Source organism: Rubrivivax gelatinosus IL144 (genome assembly GCF_000284255.1).
In the GTDB taxonomy this organism is placed as follows: Bacteria; Pseudomonadota; Gammaproteobacteria; order Burkholderiales; family Burkholderiaceae_C; genus Rubrivivax; species Rubrivivax gelatinosus_A.
In genome coordinates this window covers 4,204,110-4,229,463 of record NC_017075.1, presented here as the reverse complement: position 1 = coordinate 4,229,463, position 25,354 = coordinate 4,204,110, and the positions used below count along the sequence as shown (strand labels likewise).

The following is a 25,354-nucleotide window of genomic DNA, read 5'->3' as shown; positions in this document are numbered from 1 at the left end:
CGTCCTGGGCGAGGGTCAGAAGGTTTCCCAGTCGTCGTCGGCCCGGTTCGACGGGGCCGCAGGCGGCGTGGCAGGAGTGGCGGGGCGCGCCGGCGCCGCGGCCGGGGCCTCGGCCTTGGGCGCCGGCGGCGCCGCCGGGCGCGCGCTGTCGCGGGCGCGGGCGATGACGGCGGCGGCCACCGGGGCGGCCTGGGCGCGCACCGGGGCCGGCTTGGTGGGCGTCGCCGCCGGCGCCGAGAACCCGGCCGAACCCGGCACGCGGAAAGTGGCCACCAGCGCGGCCAGGCGGTCGGCCTGCTCGCGCAGCGACTCGGCGGCGGCGGTGCTCTCTTCGACCAGCGCGGCGTTCTGCTGCGTCATCTGGTCCAGGCCGGCGATCGCGGTGTTGACCTGGCCGATGCCCTGGCTCTGCTCGGTGGCCGCGGCCATCACCTCGCCGATGATGTCGGCCACGCGCTGCACGCCGGCGACGATCTCGTTCATCGTGCTGCCGGCGTCGGCGACCAGGCGCGCGCCGGACTCGACCTTCTCGACCGAGCCGCCGATCAGCGTCTTGATCTCGCGCGCCGCCTCGGCGCTGCGCTGGGCCAGCGAGCGCACCTCGCCGGCGACGACCGCGAAACCGCGGCCCTGTTCGCCGGCGCGTGCCGCCTCGACGGCCGCGTTCAGCGCCAGGATGTTGGTCTGGAAGGCGATGCCGTCGACGGTGCCGATGATGTCGGCGATCTTCTTGGAGCTGGCGTTGATCTGCTCCATCGTCTGCACGACCTGCGAGACGACCTGGCCGCCGCGCTGGGCGACGCTGCTGGCGCTGCTGGCCAGCTGGTTGGCCTGGCGCGCCGAGTCGGCGGTCTGGGCGACGGTGGCGGTGATCTCCTCCATCGTGCTGGCCGTCTGCTGCAGCGAGCCCGAGGTCTGCTCGGTGCGGTGCGACAGGTCGGTGCTGGCCGCGGCGATCTCGCTGCTGGCGCCGGCCACCGAGCCGGTGCCGCTGCGGATCTGCTCGACCATCGTCGTCAGGCTGGACTGCATGTCGCGCAGCGCGCGCAGCAGCGCGCCGATCTCGTCGCCGCGACCGGTGTCGGGCACGGTCTGCGTCAGGTCGTGCGCGGCGATGCGCTGCGCGGCCTCGATCGACTCGGCCAGCGGCTGGGTGACCGAGCGCGTCATCGTCCAGGCCAGCGCCGCGCCGGCGGCCAGCGCCGCGAGCAGCAGGCTGGCGCAGACCGCGACCCCTTCGCTGATCGCGCCGTCGACCTGGGCGGCGCGTTCGGCCGCAGCGTCGTCGGCGTGTTTCTTCATCGCCGCGATCGCGCCGAGGTAGGCCGTCGCGGCTTCGGTCATCGGGCCGGCGACCAGCTTGTCGCCCTCGGCGATGCTGCCTTCCTTGAAGACTTCGGCGGCCTTCTTGCGCAGGTCGATGTAGACCTTGCGCTTCGTGGCGACGTCGGCGAAAGCGGTCTTCTCGCCCTCGTCGGCGGCGGCCTCCAGCGTCTTCTGCAGCTTGCTGATGTCTTCGGTCGTCGCCTTCATCTGCGGCTCGATGACCGCCACCGCTCCGGCCTGGAAGCCCGAGGCCGCCACCGCGACCGCGCGCGCGAGGTTCAGCTTGACGTTGGACTGCCATTCGTGGAACTGGTCGGAGCGCGCGATCGCCGCGTCGCGTTCGGCGCTCAGCGCGTCGATGCGGCGAAGTTCGTAGATGCCGACCGCCGTCGTGATCGTCATCAGTCCGAGCACGGCCGCGAAGCTCAGGCCGAGCCGGGTGCCGATCCGGAGGTTGGACAGGGATTTCATCGTTTTCTCCTGAGGGCGAGCGTCCGCCCGTGAGGTCCGGGGAGGCCTTGCGGCCTCGTCAGACCACCGGGGTGGTGAGCTCCTGGGCGGCCGGCGCTGACGAGCCGGCTGCGGTGCGGAAGGCGGCGACGATCGCGCCCAGGCGTTCGGCCTGTTCCTTCAGTGATTCGGCGGCGGCGGCCGACTGCTCGACGAGCGCGGCGTTCTGCTGCGTCATGCCGTCGAGTTCGGAGACCGCGCCGTTGACCTGGCTGAGGCCCGAGCTCTGCTCGACGGCGGCGCGGCTGATCTCGCCGATGATCTGGTTGACGCGCTGCACGCTGGCGACGATCTCGCCCATCGTGCTGCCGGCGTCGGCGACGAGGCGGGCGCCGGTGTCGACCTTCTCGACCGAGTTGCCGATCAGCGCCTTGATCTCGCGCGCGGCCTCGGCGCTGCGCTGGGCCAGCGAGCGCACTTCTCCGGCGACGACCGCGAAGCCGCGGCCTTGTTCGCCGGCGCGCGCGGCCTCGACCGCGGCGTTGAGCGCCAGGATGTTGGTCTGGAAGGCGATGCCGTCGATCGTGCCGATGATGTCGCCGATGCGGCGCGAGCTGGCGTTGATCTCGTCCATCGTCGTCACGACCTGGCCGACGACCTCGCCGCCGCGCTGCGCGACCTCGGCGGCGGTGCCGGCGAGGTGGCTGGCTTCGCGCGCGGCGTCGGCGCTCTGGCGCACGGTGCCGGTGATCTGTTCCATCGCGCTGGCCGTCTGCTGCAGGCTGCCGGCGGTCTGCTCGGTGCGGCTGGACAGCTCGGCGTTGCCGGCGGCGACCTCGCGGCTGGCCTGCTCGATGCTGTCGGCCGAACTGCGCATCTGGCCGACCATGCGCTGCAGCGACTCCTGCATGCGCGCCAGCGCGGCCAGCAGGTCGTTGGCCTCGTCGCGGCCCTGGAGCTGGATCGGGCGCGTCAGGTCGCCGTCGGCGATGGCCTGGGCGACGTGGCGCGCGTGGTCGATCGGCGTGGTGATCGACTGCGAATTGGCCAGCGTCATCGGCGTGATGACCAGCATCACGACGGCGATCAGGCCGACGAAGACGACCAGCGCCTGGTGCATCGTGTCGTCGAACTGCTGCGCGGCCTCGGCGCTCTCGCCGAGCACGATCTTCTCGATGTCGACCGTCATCTTCTCGACGGCATCGATGTTTTCGTGCGCGCGGGCGAGCATGCGGTCGAGCACGCGGGCGTTGTCGTAGACGCCGTCGCTGGCGCGGCGGAGCGGGACTTCGGCGGCCTTCTCGTAGTCGGCCATCCGGGTGATCGCGGCGCGCGCGATCGGGTTGTCCTCGTCCTCCTCACCCTCGAGCATGCGCTTGAGGCTGGTGACGGTGGCGTCGAGCTCGCGCTTCCAGGCGTCGTGCTCGGCCTGCATGCTGGCCGGGTCCTCGTAATTGATGACCATGCCCTTCTCGTGCAGGCGCACAGCGGCCAGGTGGTCGCCGATCGCCGAGGTCGTCGCCTGCTCGCCGCGCGACTGTTCCAGGATCTTCTGGTTCAGCTCGCGCAGCTTGAGCCCGCCGACGAGGCCGGTCACTGCGACGATCGCGAACGACAGCAGCACCACGGCGATGGCGCCGCGCATGCGGGTGCGGATCGTGAATCCGCGCATCAGGGCCAGCAGTGCATTCATTGCGCTAACTTCCAGGGACAGATCGGATCAAGCTTCCCGCCACGGGCCGGCTTTGCCGGACCGTCGGCGGACGGCCCCCTTGGGGGGTAGCGAGCGCAAGCGAGCTCGGGGGCACAAGTCCCTCAATGTCTAGAGCGGCGGACCAAGGACCCGATGTCCAGGATCAGCGCGACGCGGCCGTCGCCCATGATCGTGGCGCCCGAGACGTCGTCGACCTTGCGGTAGTTGGACTCGAGGTTCTTGACGACGACCTGCTGCTGTCCGAGCAGCTCGTCGACCAGCAGCGCCACGCGCCCGCCCTCGGCCTCGACGACGACCATGATGTTGCTGACGCGCTCGAAGTCGAAGCGCGGCACGTCGAAGACCCGCTCCAGGTCGACGACCGGCATGTACTCGTCGCGCACCTCGACGACGCGGCCGGTGCCGCCGATCGTCTTGATCATGCCCGGCTGCACCTGGAAGGACTCGACGACCGAGGACAGCGGCAGGATGTAGCACTCCTCGCCGACGCCCACGCTCATGCCGTCCATGATGGCCAGCGTCAGCGGCAGGCGCACGCGCACCGTCATGCCGTAGCCTTCGGCCGAGTCGATCTCGACCGTGCCGCCGAGCGCGGTGATGTTCTTCTTCACCACGTCCATGCCGACGCCGCGGCCGGAGACGTCGGTGACGACGTCGGCGGTCGAGAAGCCCGGCGCGAAGATCAGGCCGTAGACCTCCTGGTCGGTCATCGTGTCCGGGGCGTCGAGGCCGCGTTCGCGGGCCTTCTTCAGCAGCTTCTCGCGGTTCAGGCCCTTGCCGTCGTCGCGCACCTCGATGACGATCGAGCCGCCCTGGTGGCTGGCGATCAGCGTGATCGTGCCGGTCTCGGGCTTGCCCTTGGCCAGGCGCTCTTCCGGCAGCTCGATGCCGTGGTCGCAGCTGTTGCGCACCAGGTGGGTCAGCGGGTCGGTGATCTTCTCGACCAGGCCCTTGTCGAGCTCGGTCGCCTCGCCGACCTGCACCAGCTCGACCTTCTTGCCGAGCTTGGCGGCCAGGTCGCGCAGCATGCGCGGGAAGCGGTTGAACACCAGCGACATCGGGATCATGCGGATCGACATCACCGCTTCCTGCAGGTCGCGGGTGTTGCGTTCCAGATCCGCCAGGCCCGAGGACATCTGCTGGTACAGCGCGGCGTCGACGCCCTTGCTGTTCTGGGCCAGCATGGCCTGGGTGATGACGAGTTCGCCGACGAGGTTGATCAGCTGGTCGACCTTCTCGACCGAGACGCGCAGTGTGCTCGACTCGGGGCTCGCCGCGGCCTTCTCGGCCTTCGGCGCGACGCGCGCCGGGGCGGCCGGAGCGGCGACCGCGGGGCGGGCCGGCTCGGCGGCGGCGGCCGGCGCGGGCGCGGCGCCCGCCTGCGGCGCACCGGGGGCGTCGTCGAAGAAGCCGTAGCCGGGGTCGGGCTCGGTCTTGCTCGGCTCGGGCGCGCCGGGCGCACCTTCGTGGAAGCCGTAGCCGGGGCCCAGCGGGCCGAGCTTGAGCTGCTCGCGTGCGACGTGGAAGGTGAACAGGTCCAGCAGGTCGTTGTCCGGGGTCGTCGTGACGACCTTGAAGCGGCGGATGCCGTCGGCGTCGCGGCCGGCGTCCAGCGGCTCGATCGTGCCCAGGTCGGCGATCTCCTTGAAGAGCTCTACCAGGTTGTCGGCCATCGCCGGGTCCGGCAGCGGGCCCACCGTCAGCTCGAGCGCGCGCGCGGCCGTCCCCCCGGCGGCCGGCGCGGCGCTCGGCGCCGCGGAAGGGGCCGCCGGCTGGGGTGCGGCGGCGGTCGGCGCCGGCGCGGCGGCCAGCGGCGCGGCGGCGGCCTGGCCGGTGACCAGTGCGCGGATCGAGACCAGCAGCTCGCGCGTGTCGACCGGGTCGGCACCGTTGCCCTGGTGGCGCGCGAGCTGCGCCTTCAGCGCGTCGCCCGAGGCCAGCAGCACGTCGACCATCGCGGCGGTCGGCGCGAGTTCGTGGCGGCGCAGCTTGTCCAGCAGCGTCTCCATCTCGTGCGTCAGTTCGGCGATGTCGGTGAAGCCGAAGGTCGCCGCGCCGCCCTTGACGGAGTGCGCGCAGCGGAAGATCGCGTTGAGCTCCTCGTCGTCCGCGTTCTCGATGTCGAGGTTGAGCAGCATCTGCTCCATCGTCTCGAGGTTCTCGCCGGCTTCCTCGAAGAAGACCTGGAAGAACTGCGAGAGATCGATGCCGGCGGACAGGTGGGCGCCTTCTTGTTGGGTATCGGCCATGGTCGTGCTCCGTTTGCCTGCTGGGATCCCGCCCGGGATCTCAGCGAATGACCTTGCCGATGACCTCGACGAGCTTGGCGGGGTCGAAGGGCTTGACGAGCCAGCCGGTGGCGCCGGCGGCACGGCCGGCCTGCTTCATCTGGTCGCTGGACTCGGTGGTCAGGATGAGGATCGGCGTCGCCTTGAACTTCGGGTTCTCGCGCAGCTTCTTGGTCAGGCTGATGCCGTCCATGCGCGGCATGTTCTGGTCCGTCAGCACGAGATTGAAGTCGCGCTGGTTCGCCTTTTCGTAGGCGTCCTGGCCGTCGACGGCCTCGACGACCTGGAAGCCCGCGTTCTTCAGCGTGAACGACACCATCTGGCGCATCGAGGCGCTGTCATCAACGGCAAGGATCGAGTGCATGGGTGGTCTCTCGGGGGGAAGGTTGGAGTTCTGGGATGCGGGGGCGCCGGGCGGTCAGAAGAGTTCGATGGACCCGGCGTCCATCTCGTCCTGGGTCACGGGGTTGGGGCGCAGCGGCGCCTCCTCGACGAGCGTCTCGCCGTCCTCGTCGTCCCCCATCGTGTCGCGGGCGATGCGGTCGGCGCAGTTGCGCAGCCGCTTCGCCGTGTGATGGACCAGCTGCGAAGCCATGTCCTGGAACTGCATCGCCGTGATCGCGCCGGCCATGTGCTCCATCGCCACGTGCAGCTGGTGGCTGTCGAGCTCCGGGTGCGGGGCGGCCGAGTGCAGCAACTGCTTGAGCTCGCTGGTGGCGCCGTAGAAGTGCACCAGCAGCGCGTCGCAGGCGTCGCTCAGCAGCCGCTGCAGACGGTCGAGGTCGTTGCTCGCGACGAGCAGGTGGTCCTGCAGATCCGCCGCGGCCAGCAACGGCATCGTGCCTTCGGCTGCCGTGTCGTGTGATTCCTGGGTGAGCATCCGGGCTCCGGGTGTTCGGTGTTTCGATGGCATGGCGGGCCTTCGGTGCACCAGACGAGTGCATGCCGGGACGGCCCGCCGGGCCTCTTCCGAACCATTTTCGGCACGGGGCCTGCAAACATTGAGCGGAAGACGCGGCGATTCGCGTCATATTTCTGCGTCGGCGCGCCCTTGCGTGGAAGGGGCCGTCGGCCCGGGTGCGCGATACTTCACGAATGAGCGCCCCCATGGCCCCGGTGCGCCTGCTGCACCTCGAAGACTCCGAAGCCGACCACGCGCTGGCGATGGCGCAGCTTCGCCGTGCCGGGCTGCAGGTCCAGGTCGAACGCGTCGACAGCCGCGAGGCCTTCGTCGAGGCGCTGGCACGCCCCTGGGACCTGATCCTCTCCGACTACAACCTGCCGTCGTTCACCGGGCTGCAGGCGCTGGAGATCGTGCGCCAGACCGGCTGCCTGGTGCCCTTCATCCTGGTGTCCGGCGAGATCGGCGAGGACGTGGCGGTCGAGGCGATGCGCAACGGCGCCAGCGACTATCTGCTGAAGAACAACCTCGCGCGCCTGGCGCCGGCCATCGAGCACGCGATCGCCGCGGCCGAGACGCGGCGCGCCAAGCTGCGCTCCGACCACGAGCTGCAGGCCTCGCAGGAACGGCTGTCCGAGCTGGCGCAGCATCTGCAGCTGTCGGTCGAGGCCGAACGCAACGCGATCGCGCGCGAGATCCATGACGATGTCGGCGGCTCGCTGACGGCGCTGAAGTTCGACCTGCACTGGATCGGGCAACGCGTCACGACACCCGAGTTGAAGACCCGCGTGCAGAGCGCGCTGGACACCGTCACGCACGCCATCGAAGCCAGCCAGCGCATCATGCACAACCTGCGGCCGGCGATCCTGGAGCAAGGCCTGGTGCCGGCGCTGCAGTGGCTGGCCGGGCGTTTCGAGCGCCGCAGCGGCGTGCCCTGCGCCTTCCGCACCAGCTACGAGAAGCCGCAGCTGCCGCTGGGCGTGCCGCTGGTGGCGTATCGCACGGCGCAGGAAGCGCTCACCAACATTTCCAAGCACGCGCAGGCGACGCGCGTGTCCATCGACCTGTCGCTGACCGGCGGCGTGATGTCGCTGGAAGTCAGCGACAACGGCCGCGGCCTGTCGGCCGCCGATCTGGCCAAGGCGCAGAGCTTCGGCATCCGCGGCCTGAAGGAGCGCGCGGCCACCGTCGGCGGCTGGATCGACCTGAGCAGCGGCCCGGGCGGCACGACGCTGATCCTCTCGGTGCCGCTGACTCCGGGCGGCGGCGCGCTGCTGGACCCGCGCGACGACCGCGAGCACGACCCCTCGGCCTGGGCCTCGCTGTAAGGCCCGCAGTCACGGAGCGCCCGATGATCGACGTCATCCTCTGCGACGACCACGCGCTGATCCGCCGCGGGATCCGCGACACGCTGGCCGACGCCCCCGACATCCGCGTCGTCGGCGAAGCCGGCGACTACGGCGAGCTGCGCACGCTGATGCGCGGCACCAGCTGCGACGTGCTGGTGCTGGACATCAACCTGCCCGGCCGCAGCGGCCTGGACGCGCTGCACGCGCTGAAGGACGAGGGCTCGGCGGTCAAGGTGCTGATCGTCAGCATGTATCCCGAGGACCAGTACGCGATCCGCGCGCTGCGCGGCGGCGCCTTCGGCTACGTCAACAAGGGCGGCGAGCCGCGCCAGATCGTCGACGCGGTGCGCACCGTCGCCCAGGGCCGCAAGTACGTGACGCCCGAGATCGCGCAGATGCTGGTCGAGAGCCTGACCGCGCCGGTGCTCGAGACGCCGCACCAGAAGCTCTCCGACCGCGAGCTGCAGACCCTGGTGATGATCGCCTCGGGCAAGCGCCTGGCCGACATCGCCGAGGAGCTGATGCTCAGCCCCAAGACCGTGTCGGTCTACCGCGCCCGCGTGCTCGAGAAGCTGCAGCTGGCGAACAACTCCGAACTGACGGTCTACGCGATCCGCAACGGGCTCGTCGGCTCGTGAAGCCCCGCGCCGCCGCGCTGGACGACGCGGCGGCGATGCGCCGCGCTGGCGCCGACCTGCTGTCGCTGGCGCTGATGGACGCGCGCAACCACACGCTGCGCTGGCTGGCCGCGCTGGAGGCGCGCGGCGCGCTGCTCGCGACCGACGGCGGCCCGGCGCCGCTGGCACTGGCCGCGCGTGCCGGCGCCTGGCAGGACCGCTGGATCGCGCGCAACGTGCGCCGCCAGTGCGGCGAAGCCGCCGAGCCTTCGGCGCTGCGCCTGCCGCCGGCCGACGCGGCGATCGACGCCTGGCTGGCCGGCGCCGCGCCGGCCCCGCGCGCCGACGCCTTGCGCGCCTGGCTGGCGCAGACGCTGGAGACGACGCTGGACCTGCTGTCGGCGGCGCACGGCGACGACGACGGGCTCCACGTCTTCCGCACCGCGCTGCGCCACGAGGACCGGCTGGGCGAGGCGCTGGCCGAACGCGCCGCGGCGCTGCAGCTGCACGCCGGCGGCGAGCCGCCGCTGCCCTGGCGCGAGCCGCCGGCGTTCGCCGAGCGCGCGCCGGTCTGGCTGCCGGCGCAGCGGTTGATGCTGGGCTCGCCGCCCGGCGGCGGCGCGGTGCCCGAGAACGAGCGCTGGGCGCACGAGGTGGCGCTGCCCGAGTTCGAGATCGACGCCCAGCCGGTGTCGTGGGCGCGTTACGTCGAGTTCGCCGAGGACGGCGGCTACGACCGCCGCGAGTGCTGGAGCGAAGCCGGCTGGGCCTGGCTGCAGGCCGAGGGTCGGCGCGCGCCGCGCCACGTCGAGCAGCTGCGCGGCGGCGTGCTGGTGCAGCGCCACGGCGAGCTGCGCCGTGCCGCACCGGGCCAGGCGGCGCTGCACGTCAGCCGCCACGAGGCCGAGGCCTGGTGCCGCTGGGCCGGCCGGCGCCTGCCGACCGAACCCGAATGGGAATGCGCCGCGCTGCAGGCCAGCGGCCGCGGCTTCGCCTGGGGCCAGGTCTTCGAGTGGGTCGCCGGCAGCGCCCGGCCCTGGCCGGGTTACACCGCCGGCGCCTCGGCGCTGGACGCGCTGCCCGCGCAGCCGGCCGGCGTGCTGCGCGGCGCGTCGTGGATGACGCGGCTGCGCCAGGTGCATGCGAAGGCGCGGCGGTTTGCGCCGGTCGAAGCCGACACGATGTTCTGCGGCTTCCGCTCCTGTGGGATGTGAGCCCCCGGGCTCGCTGGCGCTCGCCACCCCCCGAGGGGGCTGAGCCCGGACGCAGCCCGTCCGGTGGACGGGGTGCGTCTGGCGAAGGGCCGGGTCCCTGGTCCGGCGCGGCCCGCAGGGCCGTCCGCCGACAGGCCGGCAAAGCCGGCCTGTGGCGGGAAGCTTGATCGCGGAGGGTGAGGGGGCTTCAGCCGCTCTCTGACCGCGCCAGGGGGCTCAGCTTGCGACAGGCCGTGCAGCCAACGGCCGCGCATGGCGGCCGGCGGCCGGGGTGCGGTCGTGCAGGATCGCCTGGGTCAGCATCGAGCGGCTGATGTGCCAGCGCGCCAGCGCGTGGTCGAAGACCAGGCGCTCGTCCCAGGACAGGCAGCCGTCGGCCATCATCACGGCGGCGCCGAGGCGGCAGACCAGCAGGCGTTCCTGCGGGTCGGTGACGGCGTCGAGCAGGCGGTCGACGTGGGCCTGGTCGCGCGCGTGCAGCCAGGAGCTGGCGGCCAGGCCGATGCCGGCGCCTTCCAGGCATTCCTGCACCATGACCTCGAAGGCGTGGCGCGGCACGCCGAGGCGGGAGAAAGCCTCCAGTTCTTCCAGCGCCTGCAGCTCGCGCGGGTCGGCGTGGCCGTTGGCCGCGACCATCATCGCCAGGGCGTGGGCAGCCGCGGTTCGTGGCGGCCGTCGGTCTTGGGTCGTCATCGAGTTCTCCTTCGCGGCGGCCGCCACGCCATCGTGGCCGGGCCGACCACGATGAAGGAGCCTGCGGCGGGCCCGAAGTTCCCCGCCGGCCGGCGCTCAGCGGCGCGGCGCGCCGGCCAGCACGCGGCCCAGGTCTTCCAGGCTGGCCAGGTCGTGCGCCGGCAGGAAGGCGTCGACCGCCGGCAGCATCGCGCGGATGCCGGCGGCCCGCGGCTCGAAGCCGGCGTAACGCAGCAGCGGGTTCAGCCAGACCAGCTTGCGGCAGCTCTTGTGCAGCCGGTCCATCTCGAAGGCCAGTGCGCCGCCGTCCCCGTGCTCCAGGCCGTCGGTGATCAGCAGCACCGTCGTGCGGCTGGAGAGCACGCGCCGCGCCCAGCGCCGGTTGAACTCGTGCAGGCAGTCGCGGATGCGCGTGCCGCCTGACCAGTCGTCGACCTCGTGCACGACACGCGCGATCGCGAGATCCGGGTCGCGCTGGCGCAGCGCGCGCGTGGTGCGCGTGAGCCGGGTGCCGAAGACGAAGCTCTCGACGCGCGCCTCGGCGTGGCCCAGCGCGTGCACGAAGTGCAGCAGCATGCGCGAGTAGCGGCTCATCGAGCCCGAGATGTCGGCCAGCACGACCAGCGGCGCTGGCTGCTCGCGCACGCGGCGCCAGCGCACCTGCCACAGCTCGCCGCCGTGGCGCGCCAGCGCACTGAGCGTGGCACGCGGGTCCGGGCGCCCGGGCCGGGCCGCCGGGCGCCAGCGCCGCGTCGCCAGCGGCTCGGAGGCCAGCGCCAGGCGGTGCACCAGCGCCAGCGCGCGCCGCCATTCGTCGGCGCTCATGGTCTCGAAGTCGGCCTTGCGCAGCAGTTCCTGCTCGCTCCAGGCCAGGCGGGCATCGACTTCCACCGCCTCGGGCGGTTCGGCCGGCGGCGGCGGGCGCGACGGGAACAGCGCGTCGCCCAGGCGGCGGTTCTCGCGCGGCCGGTCCTGCGGCCGGCGCGGCGCCTGCACCTGCGGCAGCAGCATCGCCAGCATGCGGCCGGCGAGGTCGGGGTCGCGCCAGAACAGCGCGAACGCCTGGTCGAACAGCTCGCGGTGCTCGACGCGGTCGACCAGGCAGGCGGCGAGCACGTCGTGGAAGTCGCGGCGCGACTCCAGCCCGGCGACCTGCAGAGCCTGCAGCGCCAGCACGATGCGGTCGCTGCCGACGGGCAGCCCGGCCGCGCGCAGCACGCGGCCGAAGTGCAGCACGTTGGCCGCCAGCCGGCCCGGCAGCTCAGTCGATGACACCGCAGGCCACGCGCGCGCCACCGCCGCCCAGCGGCGCCGGGTGGTCGTCGTGGTTGTCGCCGCCGGCGTGCACCATCAGCGCGTGGCCGCGCACGTCGGCCAGCTTCAGCCGCGGCGCCAGCACCGGCTGCGTCGCGCTGCCGTCGGCGGCGACGTACAGCGCCGGCAGGTCGCCGAGGTGGCCGTCGCCCCAGGGTTCGCCGTGGCGTTTGCTGCCCGCCGGGTCGTAGTGGCCGCCGGCGCCGCCCGCGGGCACGACGTTGCCGTTCTGCTCGGCCGGCGCGCAGGACGGTTTCTCGTGCACGTGGAAACCGTGCACGCCGGGCGCCAGGCCTTGCAGCGCCGGGTAGAAGGCGAGGCCGTAGCGGGTCTCGACGAGGCGCACGCGGCCGACTTCGGCGCCGGGGCCGGAAGCTTCGGCGCGGTTCAGCGTGACCTGGGCCTCGGCCGCGGCGGCGGTGCCGCAGCCCAGGGCGAGCAGGGTGCACAGGCAGGCAAGACGTTTCATGGCAGTCCTCGGCGGTGGCGGGTTCAGCGCGGCGCGGCGGCCTGGCGCAGCTCCTGGAGCAGGCGCGCGACCTCGGCGCCCTGGACGCGGGCGATGTCGTCCTGGTACTTCAAGAGCACGCCCAGCGTGTCGTCGACGGTGGCCGGGTCCAGCTCGACGGCGTCCAGCGCCATCAGCGCGCGGGTCCATTCGATCGTCTCGGCGATGCCCGGCAGCTTGTAGAGCTCGATCGCACGCAGCGCCTGCACGAAGTCGACGATGCCTCGCGACAGCGCCTCGGGCGCGCCGGGCACGCGCCGCGCGAGGATGGCGCGCTCGCGTTCGGCGTCGGGAAAGCCGACCCAGTGGTACAGGCAGCGGCGCTTGACGGCGTCGTGGATCTCGCGCGTGCGGTTGCTGGTCAGCACGACCACCGGCGGCGCCGTGGCGCGCACCGTGCCGTATTCGGGGATCGTGATCTGGAAGTCCGACAGCACTTCCAGCAGAAAAGCCTCGAAAGGCTCGTCGGCGCGGTCGAGTTCGTCGATCAGCAGCACCGGCGGCAGGCCGTCGGGCGGGTCCAGCGCCTGCAGCAGCGCGCGGCGGATCAGGAACCGTTCGCCGAAGAGCTCGGCCGCCAGGCGCTCGCGGTCGGCGCCGGTCGCTTCGGCGAGGCGGATCTCCAGCATCTGGCGCGCGTAGTTCCACTCGTAGGCGGCGCCGGCGAGATCCAGCCCCTCGTGGCACTGCAGGCGCACCAGCGGCCGGCCCAGCATCGCCGCCAGCGCCTTGGCGATCTCGGTCTTGCCGGTGCCGGGCTCGCCTTCCAGGAACAGCGGGCGCTCGAGCTTCAGCGCCAGGAAGGCGGTCGTCGCCAGCGCACGCTCGGCGACGTAGTCCAGCGCGAGCAGGCGGGCCGCGGTTTCGTCGATGCTGGCGGGCAGGGCGGACGCCACCCGCTCTCAGCCCAGCGTCGCCGCGACGGCGCGCGCGGCCAGCACCGGGATCAGCGCGGCGCGGTACTCGGCGCTGCCGTGCAGGTCGTCGACCAGTTCGTCGGGCGAGACGCTGGCGCCGGCCAGCGCCTGCGGCGACCAGTCGGCGGCCAGGCGAGCCTCCAGCTCGGTGGCGCGGAACACGCCGTTTGCGCCGGCGCCGGTGACCGCCACACGCACCCCGGCCGGGCCCTCGCTGACGAAGACGCCGACCAGCGAGAAACGCGAGGCCGGCTGCTTGAACTTCTGCCAGGCCGCGCGCCGCGGCCGCGGGAAGCCGACCGAGCCGATGATCTCGCCTTCTTCCAGCGCCGTCGTGTAGATGCCGACGAAGAAGTCGTCGGCGGCGATGCGGCGCCGGTCGGTGACGACCGTGGCGCCCAGGCCCAGCACCGCGGCCGGGTAGCAGGCCGCCGGGTCGTCGTTGGCCAGGCTGCCGCCGATCGTGCCGCGGTAACGCACCTGGCGGTCGCCGATGCGGCCGGCCAGGTCGGCCAGCGCCGGGATCGCCGCGGCCAGCCCGGCGTGCGCGGCGACCTCGGCGTGCGTCGTCGCGGCGCCGATCGTCACCGTGTCGGCCTCGACGCGGATGCCGCGCAGCTCGGCCAGCCGGCCCAGGTCGACGAGCGCCGAGGGCGCGGCCAGGCCCAGGCGCATCGCCGGCAGCAGGCTCTGGCCGCCGGCCAGCAGGCGGGCGTCTTCGCGCCGCAGCGCGGCGGCGGCCTCGGCCAGCGTGGCCGGGGTGTCGTAGGCGAAGGTCTGCATCGTGTCTCCTTCAGGCGCGCGCGGCCTGCCAGACGGTGTGCGGGGTGGCGGGCATGGCCACGTCCTTGACGCCGAGCGCGTCGCAGATGGCGTTGATCACCGCCGGCGGCGAGCCGATCGCGCCGGCTTCGCCGCAGCCCTTCACGCCCAGCGGGTTGTGCGTGCAGGGCGTGCCGGGCACGGTCTCGACGACGAAACGCGGCAGGTCGTCGGCGCGCGGCATCGTGTAGTCCATGTAGCTGCCGGTCAGCAGCTGGCCGCTGGCCTCGTCGTAGCGGCAGCCTTCCATCAGCGCCTGGCCGATGCCCTGCGCGAGGCCGCCGTGCACCTGGCCCTCGACGATCATCGGGTTGACGACGTTGCCGAAGTCGTCGACGGCGGTGAAACGCTCGACGCGCACCGTGCCGGTGGCCGGGTCGACCTCGACCTCGCAGATGTAGGTCCCGGCCGGGTAGGTGAAGTTGCTGGGGTCGTAGAAGGCGTTCTCGTTCAGACCCGGCTCGACCTTGTCGTGCGGGAAGTTGTGCGGCACGTAGGCCGTCAGCGCGATCTGCGCGAACGGGATCGCGCGGTCGGTGCCGGCGACCTTGAATTGCCCGTCCTCGAAGACGACGTCTCCGTCGGCGGCCTCCAGCAGATGGGCGGCGATCTTGCGGCCCTTGGCGACCACCTTGTCCAGCGCCTTGACGATGGCCGTGCCGCCGACGGCCAGCGAGCGGCTGCCGTAGGTGCCCATGCCGAACAGCACCTTGCCGGTGTCGCCGTGTTCGATCGTCACGTCCTCCAGCGGGATGCCCAGGCGGTCGGCGACGACCTGGGCGAAGGTCGTCTCGTGGCCCTGGCCGTGGCTGTGGCTGCCGGTGAAGACCGTCACCTTGCCGGTCGGGTGCACACGCACCTCGCCGGCCTCGAACAGCCCGGCGCGGGCGCCCAGCGCCCCGGCGACGCTGGACGGCGCGATGCCGCAGGCCTCGATGTAGCAGGCGTAGCCCAGGCCGCGCTTGAGCCCGTTGGCTTCGCTGGCGGCGCGCCGCGCCGGGAAGCCGGCGACGTCTGCGAGCTCGATCGCCCGGTTCAGCGTCGTGTCGTAGTCGCCGATGTCGTAGGTCAGGCCGACCGGCGTCGCGTACGGGAACGTGCGGATGAAGTTGCGCCGGCGCAGTTCGGCCGGGTCCAGGCCCAGCTCCCTGGCCGCGGTCTCGACGATGCGCTCGACGGTGTAGGTGGCCTCGGGCCGGCCGGCGCCGCGGTAGGCGTCGACCGGCGCGGTGTTGGTGAACACCGCTTTCACGGTGGCGCAGATCTTGGGCGTCGCGTACTGGCCGGCGAGCAGCGTCGCGTAGAGGATGGTCGGCACGCAGGACGCGAAGGTGCTGAGATAGGCGCCGACGTTGGCCGTGGTGTCGACGCGCAGGGCCAGGAACTTGCCGTCGGCGTCGGTCGCCAGCTCGGCGGTCGTCAGGTGGTCGCGGCCGTGGGCGTCGGACAGGAAGGCCTCGCTGCGCTCCGCCGTCCACTTGACCGGGCGGCGCAGCACCTTGGTGGCATGCACCAGCGCCGTCTCCTCGCCGTAGAGGAAGATCTTGGAGCCGAAGCCGCCGCCGACGTCGGGCGCGACGACGCGCATCTTGTGCTCGGGGATGCCGAGCACGAAGGCGCACATCAGCAGGCGCTCGACGTGCGGGTTCTGGTTCGCGACGTACAGCGTGTAGTCGTCGCCGGCCGGGTCGTAGCTGGCGTTGGCCGCCCGCGGCTCGATCGCGTTGGGCACCAGGCGGTTGTTGCGGAAGGTCAGCGTCGTGACGTGCGCGGCCTGCGCGAACGCGGCGTCGGTGCCGGCGGCGTCGCCGATCTGCCAGACGAAGCAGCGGTTGTCGGGCGCCTCGTCGTGCACCGCGGCGCCGGCGTCCTCGACGGCGGCGGTGTCGATGACCGGCGGCAGCTCCTCGTACTCGACCTCGACCAGCGCCGCGGCGGCCTTGGCCTCTTCCAGCGTCTCGGCGACGACCAGCGCGACGCGGTCGCCGACGTAGCGCACCTTGCCGTCGGCCAGCACCGGGTGCTTGGGCTCCTTCATCGGCGAGCCGTCGATGTTGTGGATCAGCCAGCCGCAGGGCAGGCCGCCGACGGCCTTGAAGTCCTCGCCGGTGAAGATGCCCAGCGCGCCCGGCGCCGCGGCGGCGGCCGCGGTGTCCAGGCGCAGGATGCGCGCGTGCGCGTGCGGGCTGCGCACGAAGACGCCGTAGGCCTGGTTGGGCAGCACGATGTCGTCGGTGTAGCGGCCGCGGCCGGTGAGGAAACGTGCGTCCTCGCGGCGCTTGACGCTCTGGCCGATGAAACCCTGGCGTGCGTTCATCGTGTTCCCCTCAGCCCATGGCCTTGGCCGCCTGGGCCACGGCCTTGACGATGTTCTGGTAGCCGGTGCAGCGGCAGAGGTTGCCTTCCAGGCCTTCGCGGATCTTCTCGTCGCTGGAGCAGTCGTGGTGCTGCACGAGGTCGATCGCGCTCATCACCATGCCCGGCGTGCAGAAGCCGCACTGCAGGCCGTGGCAGTCGTTGAATGCCTGCTGCATCGGGTGCAGCGTGCCGTCGGCGGCGGCGATGCCCTCGATCGTCGTCACCGCGCGGCCGGCGGCCTGGTGGGCCAGCAGGTTGCAGCTCTTCACCGCCTCGCCGTCCAGGTGCACGGTGCAGGCGCCGCATTGCGCGGTGTCGCAGCCGACGTGGGTGCCGGTGAGCTGCAGCGTCTCCCGCAGGAACTGCACCAGCGTGGTCTGCGGCTCGACGTCGCGCGTCACAGCGCGTCCGTTGACCGTCAGCGAGATCGTGGGCATCGCGTCTCCTTCGTCGTTGTGCGCGGGGCGCGGCGGCGGCGCCTCGACCGACGGATGTTGCGGGCGGCCGGCAGCCGGGCTGGATACCGCAAACGCTTAGGAAGCTTCGTACATAAGTGGCTTCCCGGGGCCCGATTCATGATCGCCGCGAGCGCCCGCCGCCAGACCGATGCGCCGGCGCTTCGTTCGAGGGTTATTTCGGCTGCGCTTGCCGGCGGCGGCCCGGCCTGATCGGGCATCCCGACTGCCTTGCCCCCGCGCCATGGTCCACGCCCGCCGCCTGCCGTCCGCCTTCCACCGCCGCGCGCCGCGCGCTCGCGTTGCCCTGGCGACGCTGGCCGCGTTCGGCGCCGGGCCGCTGGCGGCGCAGACCGAGACCGAAACCGAGACCATCGTCGTCACCGGCTCGGTGGCCGAGCGCCGCGCCTTCGACGCGCCGTATGCGATCGGCGTCGTCGGCGCCGAGGATCTGCGCCGGGCCGGGCCGATGATCAACCTCAGCGAGGCGCTGGCGCGGGTGCCGGGGCTCGTCGTCGCCAACCGCAGCAACTTCGCCCAGGACCTGCAGATCAGCTCGCGCGGTTTCGGCGCGCGCGCCGGCTTCGGCGTGCGCGGCCTGCGCCTGCTGGCCGACGGCATCCCGGCCAGCGGCCCCGACGGCCAGGGCCAGGTCTCGCACATCGACCTGGCCGGCGCCGAACGCGTGGAGGTGCTGCGCGGGCCGTTCTCGGCGCTGTACGGCAACAGCTCGGGCGGCGTGATCTCGGTGGTCAGCGCGCCGGTGCGCCGCGCCGAGGCCGAGGTCGGGCTGGACCTCGGCAGCTACGGCCTGCGCCAGCTGCGCGCCGCGGTGCAGGCGCCGCTGGCCGGCGGCTGGGAGATCCGCGCCTCGGGTTCAGCGATGGACTGGGAGGGTTTTCGCCCGCACAGCGAAGCCGAGCGCCGCCTGGCCAACCTGCGTGTCGGCTGGCGCGGCGAGGCCGACACCGTCATCGCCAGCGCCAGCCATTACGAGCAGCCGGCCGACGACCCGCTGGGCCTGAAGCGCGCCCAGTTCAACGCCGACCCGCGCCAGACCACGCCCGAGGCCGAGACCTACGACACGCGCAAACGCTCCAGGCAGGACCAGCTCGGCATCAACTGGCGCCACCGTTTCGCCGACGGCGTGCTGCGCGAGTTCGAGGCCAGCGCCTATGCCGGACAGCGCAGCGTCACGCAATGGCTGGCGATCGCCAAGGGCACGCAGGACAACCCGCGCCACGGCGGCGGCGTCGCCGACTTCGATCGCGACTACCGCGGCGCCCAGGCGCAGTGGCGCTGGGCCTGGGAGGCGGTGGACCTGATGGCCGGCGCTTCGATCGAGGACCAGCGCGACGACCGCCGCGGCTACGACAACTACGTGCTCGACGCCGACGGCCAGCCGGTCTACGGCACGATCGGCACGCTGCGCCGCGACGAGATCGACCGCGCCCGCACGCGCGACCTCTTCACCCAGGCCGAGTGGCGTTTCGCGCCGCGCTGGGCGGCCAGCGCCGGGCTGCGCGCCGGCCGCGTCACGCTGTCCGCCGACGACCGCTACCTGAGCAACGGCGACGACTCCGGCGACCTGTCCTTCGGCTACGCCAACCCGGTGATCGGCCTGCGCTGGCAGGCGGCGCCGAGCCTGGCGCTGCACGCCTCGGCGGCGCGCGGCTTCGAGGCGCCGACGCTGGGCGAACTGGCCTACCGCCCCGACGGCGCCAGCGGCTTCAACGAAGCGCTGCAGCCGCAGAAGAGCCGCCAGCTCGAACTCGGCGCCAAATGGCGCGCCGGCGACACGCTGGACCTGGATGTCGCGCTGTTCGAGACCCTGGTCGACGACGAGATCGGCATCGCCAGCAACGCCGGCGGTCGCGCCTCGTACCAGAACGTCGGCCGCACGCTGCGCCGCGGCGCCGAGCTGTCGGCCGGCTGGCGCCCGGCGCCGGCCTGGCGGCTGCGCGGCGCGCTGACGTTGCTGGACGCGCGTTACCGCGACGACTTCCGCACCTGCTCGGGCATCCCGTGCCCGGCGCCCGACGTCACGGTGCCTTCGGGCAACCGCATCGCCGGCACCCAGCGTGTCAGCGCCTTCGCCGAAGCCGCCTGGCGCAGCGCGACGGCCGGCGAATGGGGCCTCGAATGGCGCGCCGCCGGCCGCACCGCGGCCAACGACCGCAACACCGACTTCGCCGGCGGCTACGCGCTGGCGGCGCTGCGCTGGAGCCGCACGCTGGCCGTCGCCGACGGCCAGCGCCTGGAGCTGCTGCTGCGGGTCGACAACGTCTTCGACCGCGACTACGCCGGCAGCCTGATCGTCAACGACGCCAACGGCCGCTACTTCGAGACCGGCTCGCCGCGCAGCGCGCTGCTGGCGCTGCGCTGGGTGGGAGCGCTTTAGCGGCTCGCGGACAGAGCTGCACCCTCGACCTCGATCTTGGCGTGGACCGGTTGCTTGCTGAAGCGCGCACGCCGCAAGTCAGCCGCCTTCGAATGGCTGATGAACGTGGCCTTGAGGCGCTTGCCCGCAGGCAACTCCCGGCCTCTTCGGCCCAGAACCTCGAAAGCGGCGCCTATCGCCTCGGCCTGCGTGACGTCATAGAGCTCGAAGTGAAGGCCGTTGCGGCTGGAGACAAAAAGGACGCGGCTCTGGCCTCGGCACTCATTGATGTCCGGGCAAAGCCCGGCAGCGACCAGGCGCTGGTGCAACTCGGTCGTGATCGAGTGTCCGAGCTCGTCGTGACTTCGGTCTTCGCCACCCGCCTGCGCTGTTGGCAATGCCATCGTGAGCAGCAGGCCGAGCAAGAGTTGGGCGAGGGCGACCCGGGCTTGGGGGATCATCTGAAGACCGAGGGCTGTGACATCAGCCCCTATTTCACCAGCTTAGGTCACGAGTGCCGCCGGCAGCCGCTCGACGCCCGGCAGTGCCGACAGCGCCTGGTGCCAGGTGGCGTCGGCCAGGGCGCTGCGCAGCGGGGCGAAGGCCGGGCCGGTGGCGGCCTCGGCGGTGGCGGCGAGCAGCAGGCGGTCGTGCGCCAGCGGCCGGAAGGCCAGCCCCTGCGCCGCGGCCGCGCCTTCGCAGCCGAACGCGGCGTCGGCCAGGCCCTGGGCGACGGCGGTGGCGGCGGCTTCGTGCGTCGGCTCGATGCGGGCCGGCGGCGGTGGCGCAAAACCTTCGCGCCGGCAGAGCTGGCGCCAGACGATCTCGGCCGAGGAGCCCGGCGGCCGCCCGACGATGCGCACGCCGGCCTCGACGACCGCGGTGATGCCGCCGGGCAGGGCCTGCGCCGGCGCCATCAGCCCCAGCGTGCGCCGCAGCACGAGCAGCACGACGAAACCGCCGCCGCCCAGCACCGCCAGCGGTGCGGCCAGCGCCGGCTCGGCGCGTGCGTCCTCGGGCAGCGCGAAAGCCGCCGCCGGGCTGCGGCCGTCGGCCAGCGCCGCCAGCGCGTCGGCACTGCAGCGCGGCTGCAGTGCCAGGTGCAGGCCGTGGCGCTGGATCGCGGCGTCGCGCAGCAGGGCCAGCGCGAGGTCGGGCACGGCAGGCAGTTCCAGCACCGGCGTCTCGTCGCCGGCGGCGTATTCGAACAGCCGTTCCAGGTCGGCGCGCAAGGCGGCGATCTGCGGCGCATGGCGGGCGCGCAGCAGGCGCTCGCGCGCCAGCAGCGCCTGGGCGTGCGGCGTCAGCTGCGCCGGGTGACCCTGGGTCCAGGTGACCAGCGGCCGGCCGAACTCGGACTCCCAGCGCTTGAGCGAACCCCAGACGTGGCGGTAGGACGCACCCAGCGAGGCCGCGGCACGCTGGATCGAGCCCGAGGCCTGCACGGCGGACAGCAGGTCGAACAGCGGATGCGCGAGCTCGCCGCCGTGCTGGTGCCCGCTTTCGAGGCCGTGGTGAAGGTGGACGCCGTTGGGACGCATCGTGTTCGGGCCACCTTAACCTGCGTCATGCGGGCCCCGCGTGCCGTGGGGCTGCCCGCTCCCTAGCTTGCGGCGCCGCCCGGGCGTTTGGCCAGCGCGCCGAAGCCGCGCTGCGGGTCGTAACCCCAGCTCGCCAGCACGAAGCAGACGACGAGCGTGCCGACGACGATCCAGGGCGAAAGCCCCGGGTCCTGGCCGTAGAGCGCGAAACGCATCCATTCGACGGCGTGCGTGAACGGGTTGAAGCGTGCGATCTGCCAGACCCACTCGGCGCCCGATTCCTGCAGCTTCCACAGCGGGTACAGCGCGGTGGACATGAAGTACATCGGGAAGATGACGAAGTTCATCGTGCCGGCGAAGTTCTCCAACTGGCGGATGTGCACCGACAGCAGCAGCCCCAGCGCGCCCAGCATCAGCGCCGAGCAGACCGCGGCCAGCAGCACCTGCGGCGTCTGCGGCCCGAACACCGGCAGCGCCGTGCCCAGCAGCGCGGCGACGGCGACGAAGGCCGCCGCCTGGGCCAGCGACAGCACCGCGGTGGCCAGCAGCTTGGACAGCAGGATCCAGGGCCGCGGCAGCGGCGCGGTGAGCAGCAGCCGCATCAGCCCCATCTCGCGGTCGTAGACCATCGCCAGGCTGCTCTGCATGCCGTTGAACAGCAGCACCATGCCGACCAGCCCCGGCGCGATGTAGACGTCGTAGGGGATGTAGGTGTCGTAGGGCGGCGCGATGGCGACGCCGAAGACGTTGCGGAAACCCGCGGCGAACACCGCCAGCCACAGCAGCGGCCGTACCAGCGCCGACACCAGCCGGCCGTACTGGCGCGAGAACTTCAGCAGCTCGCGCATGACGATCGCGCCCATCGCCTGCAGCGCGTGCGCCGCGCCGCGGCGGCGTTCGGGCAGCGCCTCGGCGGCGGCGGGCGTGGTGGCCTGGCTGTCGTTCATGCGGTGGCGGCGAGGAAGGCGTCTTCGAGCGAACCGCCGCCCAGCGCCGAACTGACCGCCGGCGGCGGCCCGTCGGCCAGCAGCCGGCCGCGGTGCAGCACCAGCACGCGGTCGGCGCCGTCGGCCTCCTCGACCAGGTGGGTGGCCCAGAGCACGGTGCTGCCGCGCGTGCGCACGTCGGCGTCGATGGCCGTCAGCAGCTCGCGGCGCGACTTCGGGTCCAGGCCGACGGTGGGCTCGTCCATCAGCAGCAGCGCCGGCCGGTGCAGCAGCGCGCGCACCAGCTCGACCTTGCGCCGGTTGCCGCCCGACAGCTCGCGCACCGGCCGTTCCAGGTCGGCGCCCAGGCCGCGTGCGGCGCAGTCCTCGGCGATGCGCGCGTCGGCCAGGCGCGAGGGCAGGCCGTGCAGCGCGGCGTGGAAACGCAGGTTGCGCCGCACCGACAGGTCCAGGTCCAGCGACATCTGCTGGAAGACGACGCCGATCTCGGCCAGCGCGCGGGCCGGCGCCCGGCGCAGCGAGTGGCCGGCGACCTCGACGTCGCCTTCGTCGGCGGCGAAGAGCCCGGTCAGCACTTGGAACAGCGTCGACTTGCCGGCGCCGTTGGGCCCCAGCAGCACGACGCGCTGGCCGGGCTCGAGCGTGAACGACAGGCCGGCGAGCGCGACCCGCTCGCCATAACGCTTGACGAGGCCGCGCACGGCGGCACGCGCCGTCACCGGCGGGAGGCCGCGGGGCGGGCGGCGGGCGGGCTGGAGGAAGTCACGCCCCAGTCTGCGCGATGCGGCACGGCGGCCGCATCGGCGATTCCACCCACCCGGCGCGCGGGCGGGCTCAGGTCTGGGGCGGCGCGCTCAGTTCGAGACGGCGCGCACCTCGTCCAGCGTGGTCACGCCGGCCAGCACCTTCTCGATGCCGTCCTGGCGCAGCGTGCGCATGCCTTCGGACAGCGCGCGGCGCTGCAGTTCCTCGGCGCGCGCGCCGGTCTGGATCAGCTGGCGCATCGCGCGCGAGACGGTCATCAGCTCGTGGATCGCGGCGCGGCCGCGGTAGCCGCCACCGCCGCACTTCGGGCAGCCGACCGGGCGGTAGAGCTTGTAGCGGCCGTCGGGCCCGGCGTGGCGGCGGCGCCAGTCGGCCAGCACCTCGTCGTCGCCGGGCGTGCCCTCGGCGTCGCCCATCGCATGGCGGTAGTCGGCGAGCAGCTCGCGGACCTCGGCTTCCGTGGCCTCGTGCGGCTGGCGGCAGTCGGGGCACAGCCGGCGCACCAGGCGCTGGGCCAGCACCGCGAGCAGCGCGTCGGCGAAGTTGAACGGGTCCATGCCCATGTCCAGCAGCCGGGTCACCGTCTCCGGCGCGCTGTTGGTGTGCAGCGTCGACAGCACCAGGTGGCCGGTCAGCGAGGCTTCGATCGCCACCTGCGAGGTCTCCTGGTCGCGGATTTCGCCGACCATGATGACGTCCGGGTCGGCGCGCAGAAAAGCCCGCAGCGCCTTGGCGAAGGTCCAGTCGATGCGCGGGTTGACCTGCACCTGGCGCAGCCCGGCCTGGGTGATCTCGATCGGGTCCTCGGCGGTCCAGATCTTGCGCTCGGGCGTGTTGATCGAGCCCAGCGCCGAGTGCAGCGTCGTCGTCTTGCCCGAGCCGGTGGGGCCGACGCACAGCACCATGCCGTAGGGGCGCGCGACGACGGCCTTGAAACGCTCGAAGTTGCTGGCGCTCAGCCCCAGCTTGTCCAGCGGCAGCGGCTTGGCGCTGGTCAGCAGGCGCAGCACCGCGTCTTCCAGGCCGCTGTGCGTGGGAATGGTCGCGACGCGCAGCTCCAGGCGCTGGCCGGGCACGAAGCGGGCGAAGTTGATCTTGCCGTCCTGCGGCTTGCGGCGCTCGCTGATGTCGAGGTCGCACATGATCTTCAGCCGCGCCAGCAGCGCGTTGCGGTAGGTGTGCGGCAGCTCCAGGTAGGGGCGCAGCTGGCCGTCCTTGCGGAAGCGGATGCGCACCTTCTCGCGTCCGGGCTGGGTCTCGACGTGGATGTCGCTGACCCCCTGGGCCTGGGCCTCGAGGATCATCGTGTTGATCAGCCGCACCAACGAGTTGTCGCTCTGCTCGATGCCCGGGCCGTCGTCCTCGGCGCTCTTGGCCTCGGTCGTCTGCTCCAGCGAGGCCAGCAGCTTGCCGGTGTCCTCGGGCTCGAAGTCGACCAGCGTCAGGCCGTCGCCGCCACGGCGCGCGCCCGGGTCGACGGCGCCGACCTTCTCGTAGGCGATGGCGAGCGCGGCGGCCAGCGTGCCGGCCCGCGCCAGCACCGGCACGACCTTGCACTGCGAGGCGAACTCGATCTCGTCGATCGTCAGGCGCTGCGACGGGTCCTCCAGCGCGACGACGAGGCGGCCGCCGTGCAGCATCAGCGGCAGCGCCGTCAGCCGCGAGGCGATCGCGAACGGCAGGCGCTGCAGCGCCGGCGCTTCGACCGGGAAGTTCGCGGCATCGACGACCGGGTAGCGCATCTTGCGCGCCAGCGCGGTCTGCAGGTCGGCCTGCGAGACGAGGCCGTTGCGCACCAGCAGCTGGCCGAGCGCGACGCCGCGCTCCTTCTTCTGCTGCTCCAGCGCGGTCTCCAGCGCCTTGGGGGTGATGAAACCGAGCGCGATCAGCGCCTCGCCGATGCGCACCATCGGCATGCGCGCCTGGTCGTCGATGGCCTGGGCCAGGTCCTCGGCGCTGGCCACCGGGCGCACGCCCAGGGTCTGGCAGACCGCCGGCGCGGCAGCGGGCGCCGCGGTCGGCGGCGGCGCTTCGTCGAGCACGGCGGCATCGGTCTCGGCCCAGGCGCTGCCGCCCAGCGAGGCGCGGTGGAAGCTGGCGCGCGGGAAGAAGCTGCGCCGCACCGAGCCGGCCAGGTCCAGCGGTTCGAAGACGTACAGGCCCTGGTCGGTCTCCTCGCAGCCCATCGTCAGGCCTTCGACCGTCGTGCCGTCCTTGAACAGCAGCGCGAAGGGTTCGGCCGGGCGCGCGTCGCTGCCGTCGGCCACGGTGTCGCCGTCGGCACCGCCCAGCGGGGCCAGCGGCGCCAGCAGCTTGAGCCGGCGGAACTGGTCGAAGCGCAGCGTCATCGTCATGCGCGACGCCGCGACGCGCAGCTTCAGCAGCCCGTCGGCGGGGTGGAAGTACATCAGCCGGCCGACCATGCCCTTGCCGTTGAGACCCTCGACCTCGCAGGCTTCGGGCTGCGTCGCGCGCGCGGGCGGCGGGTAACCCGGCAGCGGCGGCGACGGCCAGGCGAAAGGCTCGTGGCGTGGCAGCGGCGCCGGTTCGCCGGCGCCGTCACCGGGCAGCGGGGGAAAGGACAGGTCGGTCATCGCGTGGTGGTCTCTCTGACGGCACGCGCAGGCCCGGGCCCGGACCATGGCGTCGCGCCTCGATGCTAGGCCCGCCCCCCGTCGGCGATGGCCCGAACAGGGCAAGGAATGCGGGCCAGATGGCGCCGCCGCCCCTGCCGCCGCAGGGTCGACCCCGGGGCGGCGCGGCGGCGGCGCTTCTAGACTCGGCAGCGCCGCGAT

General features: G+C 72.8%; 21 protein-coding genes. 4 read left to right on the top strand and 17 right to left on the bottom strand.

The features are described 5' to 3' along the window. Positions 1-15 precede the first annotated feature (15 nt). From RGE_RS24950 to RGE_RS19205, 5 genes are all read right to left on the bottom strand, one after another. A complete protein-coding gene (locus RGE_RS24950) occupies positions 16-1,797 on the bottom strand; it encodes a methyl-accepting chemotaxis protein (protein WP_014430124.1) in 1,782 nt (593 codons plus the stop codon). Between the two features lie 58 nt (positions 1,798-1,855). Beyond that, positions 1,856-3,469, bottom strand: a complete 1,614-nt coding sequence (locus RGE_RS19220; RefSeq protein WP_014430123.1) for a methyl-accepting chemotaxis protein — start codon at positions 3,467-3,469, stop codon at positions 1,856-1,858. Between the two features lie 122 nt (positions 3,470-3,591). Next, entirely contained in the window at positions 3,592-5,739 is a 2,148-nt protein-coding gene (locus RGE_RS19215; RefSeq protein WP_014430122.1) for a chemotaxis protein CheA, read from the bottom strand. Positions 5,740-5,779: 40 nt separating this feature from the next. Next, positions 5,780-6,142, bottom strand: a complete 363-nt coding sequence (locus RGE_RS19210; protein ID WP_014430121.1) for a response regulator — start codon at positions 6,140-6,142, stop codon at positions 5,780-5,782. A gap of 54 nt (positions 6,143-6,196) precedes the next feature. Further along, positions 6,197-6,658, bottom strand: a complete 462-nt coding sequence (locus tag RGE_RS19205) for a hypothetical protein (protein WP_014430120.1) — start codon at positions 6,656-6,658, stop codon at positions 6,197-6,199. Positions 6,659-6,873: 215 nt separating this feature from the next. On the opposite strand from RGE_RS19205, the gene RGE_RS19200 reads away from it, so the two are divergent. The 3 genes from RGE_RS19200 to RGE_RS19190 are packed head-to-tail and all read left to right on the top strand — an operon-like array spanning position 6,874 to position 9,859. Next, a complete protein-coding gene (locus RGE_RS19200) occupies positions 6,874-8,007 on the top strand; it encodes an ATP-binding response regulator (protein ID WP_043784294.1) in 1,134 nt (377 codons plus the stop codon). Between the two features lie 23 nt (positions 8,008-8,030). Continuing rightward, positions 8,031-8,666, top strand: a complete 636-nt coding sequence (locus RGE_RS19195) for a response regulator (protein WP_014430118.1) — start codon at positions 8,031-8,033, stop codon at positions 8,664-8,666. Next, positions 8,663-9,859 carry an SUMF1/EgtB/PvdO family nonheme iron enzyme gene (locus RGE_RS19190; protein WP_014430117.1) on the top strand — a complete coding sequence of 399 codons (1,197 nt, stop codon included), beginning with the start codon at positions 8,663-8,665 and terminating at the stop codon, positions 9,857-9,859. Before RGE_RS19195 ends, RGE_RS19190 begins: the two co-directional genes overlap by 4 nt. 216 nt (positions 9,860-10,075) lie before the next feature. On the opposite strand, the gene RGE_RS19185 is transcribed toward RGE_RS19190, so the two are convergent. The 7 genes from RGE_RS19185 to RGE_RS19155 all read right to left on the bottom strand — a co-directional run bounded on the left by RGE_RS19185 (position 10,076) and on the right by RGE_RS19155 (position 16,908). Next, entirely contained in the window at positions 10,076-10,552 is a 477-nt protein-coding gene (locus RGE_RS19185) for a hypothetical protein (protein WP_232504958.1), read from the bottom strand. A 96-nt stretch (positions 10,553-10,648) separates the two neighbouring features. After that, positions 10,649-11,827 (bottom strand): vWA domain-containing protein, encoded by a 1,179-nt coding sequence (locus tag RGE_RS19180; RefSeq protein WP_043785754.1) that lies wholly within the window; start codon positions 11,825-11,827, stop codon positions 10,649-10,651. Continuing rightward, entirely contained in the window at positions 11,814-12,335 is a 522-nt protein-coding gene (sodC, locus tag RGE_RS19175) for a superoxide dismutase family protein (protein WP_014430114.1), read from the bottom strand. Before sodC ends, RGE_RS19180 begins: the two co-directional genes overlap by 14 nt. A gap of 23 nt (positions 12,336-12,358) precedes the next feature. Next, the gene (locus tag RGE_RS19170) at positions 12,359-13,270 is read right to left on the bottom strand and encodes an AAA family ATPase (RefSeq protein WP_014430113.1); all 912 of its coding nucleotides are present in this window, start codon (positions 13,268-13,270) and stop codon (positions 12,359-12,361) included. Between the two features lie 6 nt (positions 13,271-13,276). Beyond that, positions 13,277-14,074 carry an FAD binding domain-containing protein gene (locus RGE_RS19165; RefSeq protein ID WP_014430112.1) on the bottom strand — a complete coding sequence of 266 codons (798 nt, stop codon included), beginning with the start codon at positions 14,072-14,074 and terminating at the stop codon, positions 13,277-13,279. Positions 14,075-14,084: 10 nt separating this feature from the next. Then, positions 14,085-16,430, bottom strand: coding sequence for a xanthine dehydrogenase family protein molybdopterin-binding subunit (locus tag RGE_RS19160; RefSeq protein ID WP_014430111.1), 2,346 nt, complete (start codon positions 16,428-16,430; stop codon positions 14,085-14,087). A gap of 10 nt (positions 16,431-16,440) precedes the next feature. Further along, entirely contained in the window at positions 16,441-16,908 is a 468-nt protein-coding gene (locus RGE_RS19155) for a (2Fe-2S)-binding protein (RefSeq protein WP_014430110.1), read from the bottom strand. Positions 16,909-17,170: 262 nt separating this feature from the next. On the opposite strand from RGE_RS19155, the gene RGE_RS19150 reads away from it, so the two are divergent. After that, on the top strand, positions 17,171-19,327 hold the full coding sequence (locus RGE_RS19150; RefSeq protein ID WP_014430109.1) for a TonB-dependent receptor family protein: 2,157 nt from the start codon (positions 17,171-17,173) through the stop codon (positions 19,325-19,327). Here RGE_RS19150 and RGE_RS19145 read toward each other — a convergent pair. The 5 genes from RGE_RS19145 to RGE_RS19125 form a co-directional block, all read right to left on the bottom strand. Then, positions 19,324-19,731 carry a hypothetical protein gene (locus tag RGE_RS19145; protein WP_014430108.1) on the bottom strand — a complete coding sequence of 136 codons (408 nt, stop codon included), beginning with the start codon at positions 19,729-19,731 and terminating at the stop codon, positions 19,324-19,326. The two genes, RGE_RS19150 and RGE_RS19145, sit on opposite strands and share 4 nt — an antisense overlap. A gap of 78 nt (positions 19,732-19,809) precedes the next feature. Beyond that, on the bottom strand, positions 19,810-20,847 hold the full coding sequence (locus RGE_RS19140) for a substrate-binding domain-containing protein (RefSeq protein WP_014430107.1): 1,038 nt from the start codon (positions 20,845-20,847) through the stop codon (positions 19,810-19,812). Between the two features lie 62 nt (positions 20,848-20,909). After that, positions 20,910-21,794 carry an ABC transporter permease gene (locus RGE_RS19135; RefSeq protein WP_014430106.1) on the bottom strand — a complete coding sequence of 295 codons (885 nt, stop codon included), beginning with the start codon at positions 21,792-21,794 and terminating at the stop codon, positions 20,910-20,912. Further along, positions 21,791-22,513 carry an ABC transporter ATP-binding protein gene (locus RGE_RS19130; RefSeq protein ID WP_014430105.1) on the bottom strand — a complete coding sequence of 241 codons (723 nt, stop codon included), beginning with the start codon at positions 22,511-22,513 and terminating at the stop codon, positions 21,791-21,793. Before RGE_RS19130 ends, RGE_RS19135 begins: the two co-directional genes overlap by 4 nt. A gap of 135 nt (positions 22,514-22,648) precedes the next feature. Then, positions 22,649-25,153, bottom strand: coding sequence for a GspE/PulE family protein (locus tag RGE_RS19125; RefSeq protein WP_014430104.1), 2,505 nt, complete (start codon positions 25,151-25,153; stop codon positions 22,649-22,651). Between the last annotated feature and the right edge of the window lie 201 nt (positions 25,154-25,354).

Excerpts from the sequence above, each read along its gene's own strand:
- RGE_RS24950 (WP_014430124.1), bottom strand. The coding sequence starts at position 1,797 with ATGAAATCCCTGTCCAACCTCCGGATCGGCACCCGGCTCGGCCTGAGC.
- RGE_RS19220 (WP_014430123.1), bottom strand. The coding sequence starts at position 3,469 with ATGAATGCACTGCTGGCCCTGATGCGCGGATTCACGATCCGCACCCGC.
- RGE_RS19215 (WP_014430122.1), bottom strand. The coding sequence starts at position 5,739 with ATGGCCGATACCCAACAAGAAGGCGCCCACCTGTCCGCCGGCATCGAT.
- RGE_RS19210 (WP_014430121.1), bottom strand. The coding sequence starts at position 6,142 with ATGCACTCGATCCTTGCCGTTGATGACAGCGCCTCGATGCGCCAGATG.
- RGE_RS19205 (WP_014430120.1), bottom strand. The coding sequence starts at position 6,658 with ATGCTCACCCAGGAATCACACGACACGGCAGCCGAAGGCACGATGCCG.
- RGE_RS19200 (WP_043784294.1), top strand. The coding sequence starts at position 6,874 with ATGAGCGCCCCCATGGCCCCGGTGCGCCTGCTGCACCTCGAAGACTCC.
- RGE_RS19195 (WP_014430118.1), top strand. The coding sequence starts at position 8,031 with ATGATCGACGTCATCCTCTGCGACGACCACGCGCTGATCCGCCGCGGG.
- RGE_RS19185 (WP_232504958.1), bottom strand. The coding sequence starts at position 10,552 with ATGACGACCCAAGACCGACGGCCGCCACGAACCGCGGCTGCCCACGCC.
- sodC (WP_014430114.1), bottom strand. The coding sequence starts at position 12,335 with ATGAAACGTCTTGCCTGCCTGTGCACCCTGCTCGCCCTGGGCTGCGGC.
- RGE_RS19165 (WP_014430112.1), bottom strand. The coding sequence starts at position 14,074 with ATGCAGACCTTCGCCTACGACACCCCGGCCACGCTGGCCGAGGCCGCC.
- RGE_RS19160 (WP_014430111.1), bottom strand. The coding sequence starts at position 16,430 with ATGAACGCACGCCAGGGTTTCATCGGCCAGAGCGTCAAGCGCCGCGAG.
- RGE_RS19155 (WP_014430110.1), bottom strand. The coding sequence starts at position 16,908 with ATGCCCACGATCTCGCTGACGGTCAACGGACGCGCTGTGACGCGCGAC.
- RGE_RS19150 (WP_014430109.1), top strand. The coding sequence starts at position 17,171 with ATGGTCCACGCCCGCCGCCTGCCGTCCGCCTTCCACCGCCGCGCGCCG.
- RGE_RS19140 (WP_014430107.1), bottom strand. The coding sequence starts at position 20,847 with ATGCGTCCCAACGGCGTCCACCTTCACCACGGCCTCGAAAGCGGGCAC.
- RGE_RS19135 (WP_014430106.1), bottom strand. The coding sequence starts at position 21,794 with ATGAACGACAGCCAGGCCACCACGCCCGCCGCCGCCGAGGCGCTGCCC.
- RGE_RS19125 (WP_014430104.1), bottom strand. The coding sequence starts at position 25,153 with ATGACCGACCTGTCCTTTCCCCCGCTGCCCGGTGACGGCGCCGGCGAA.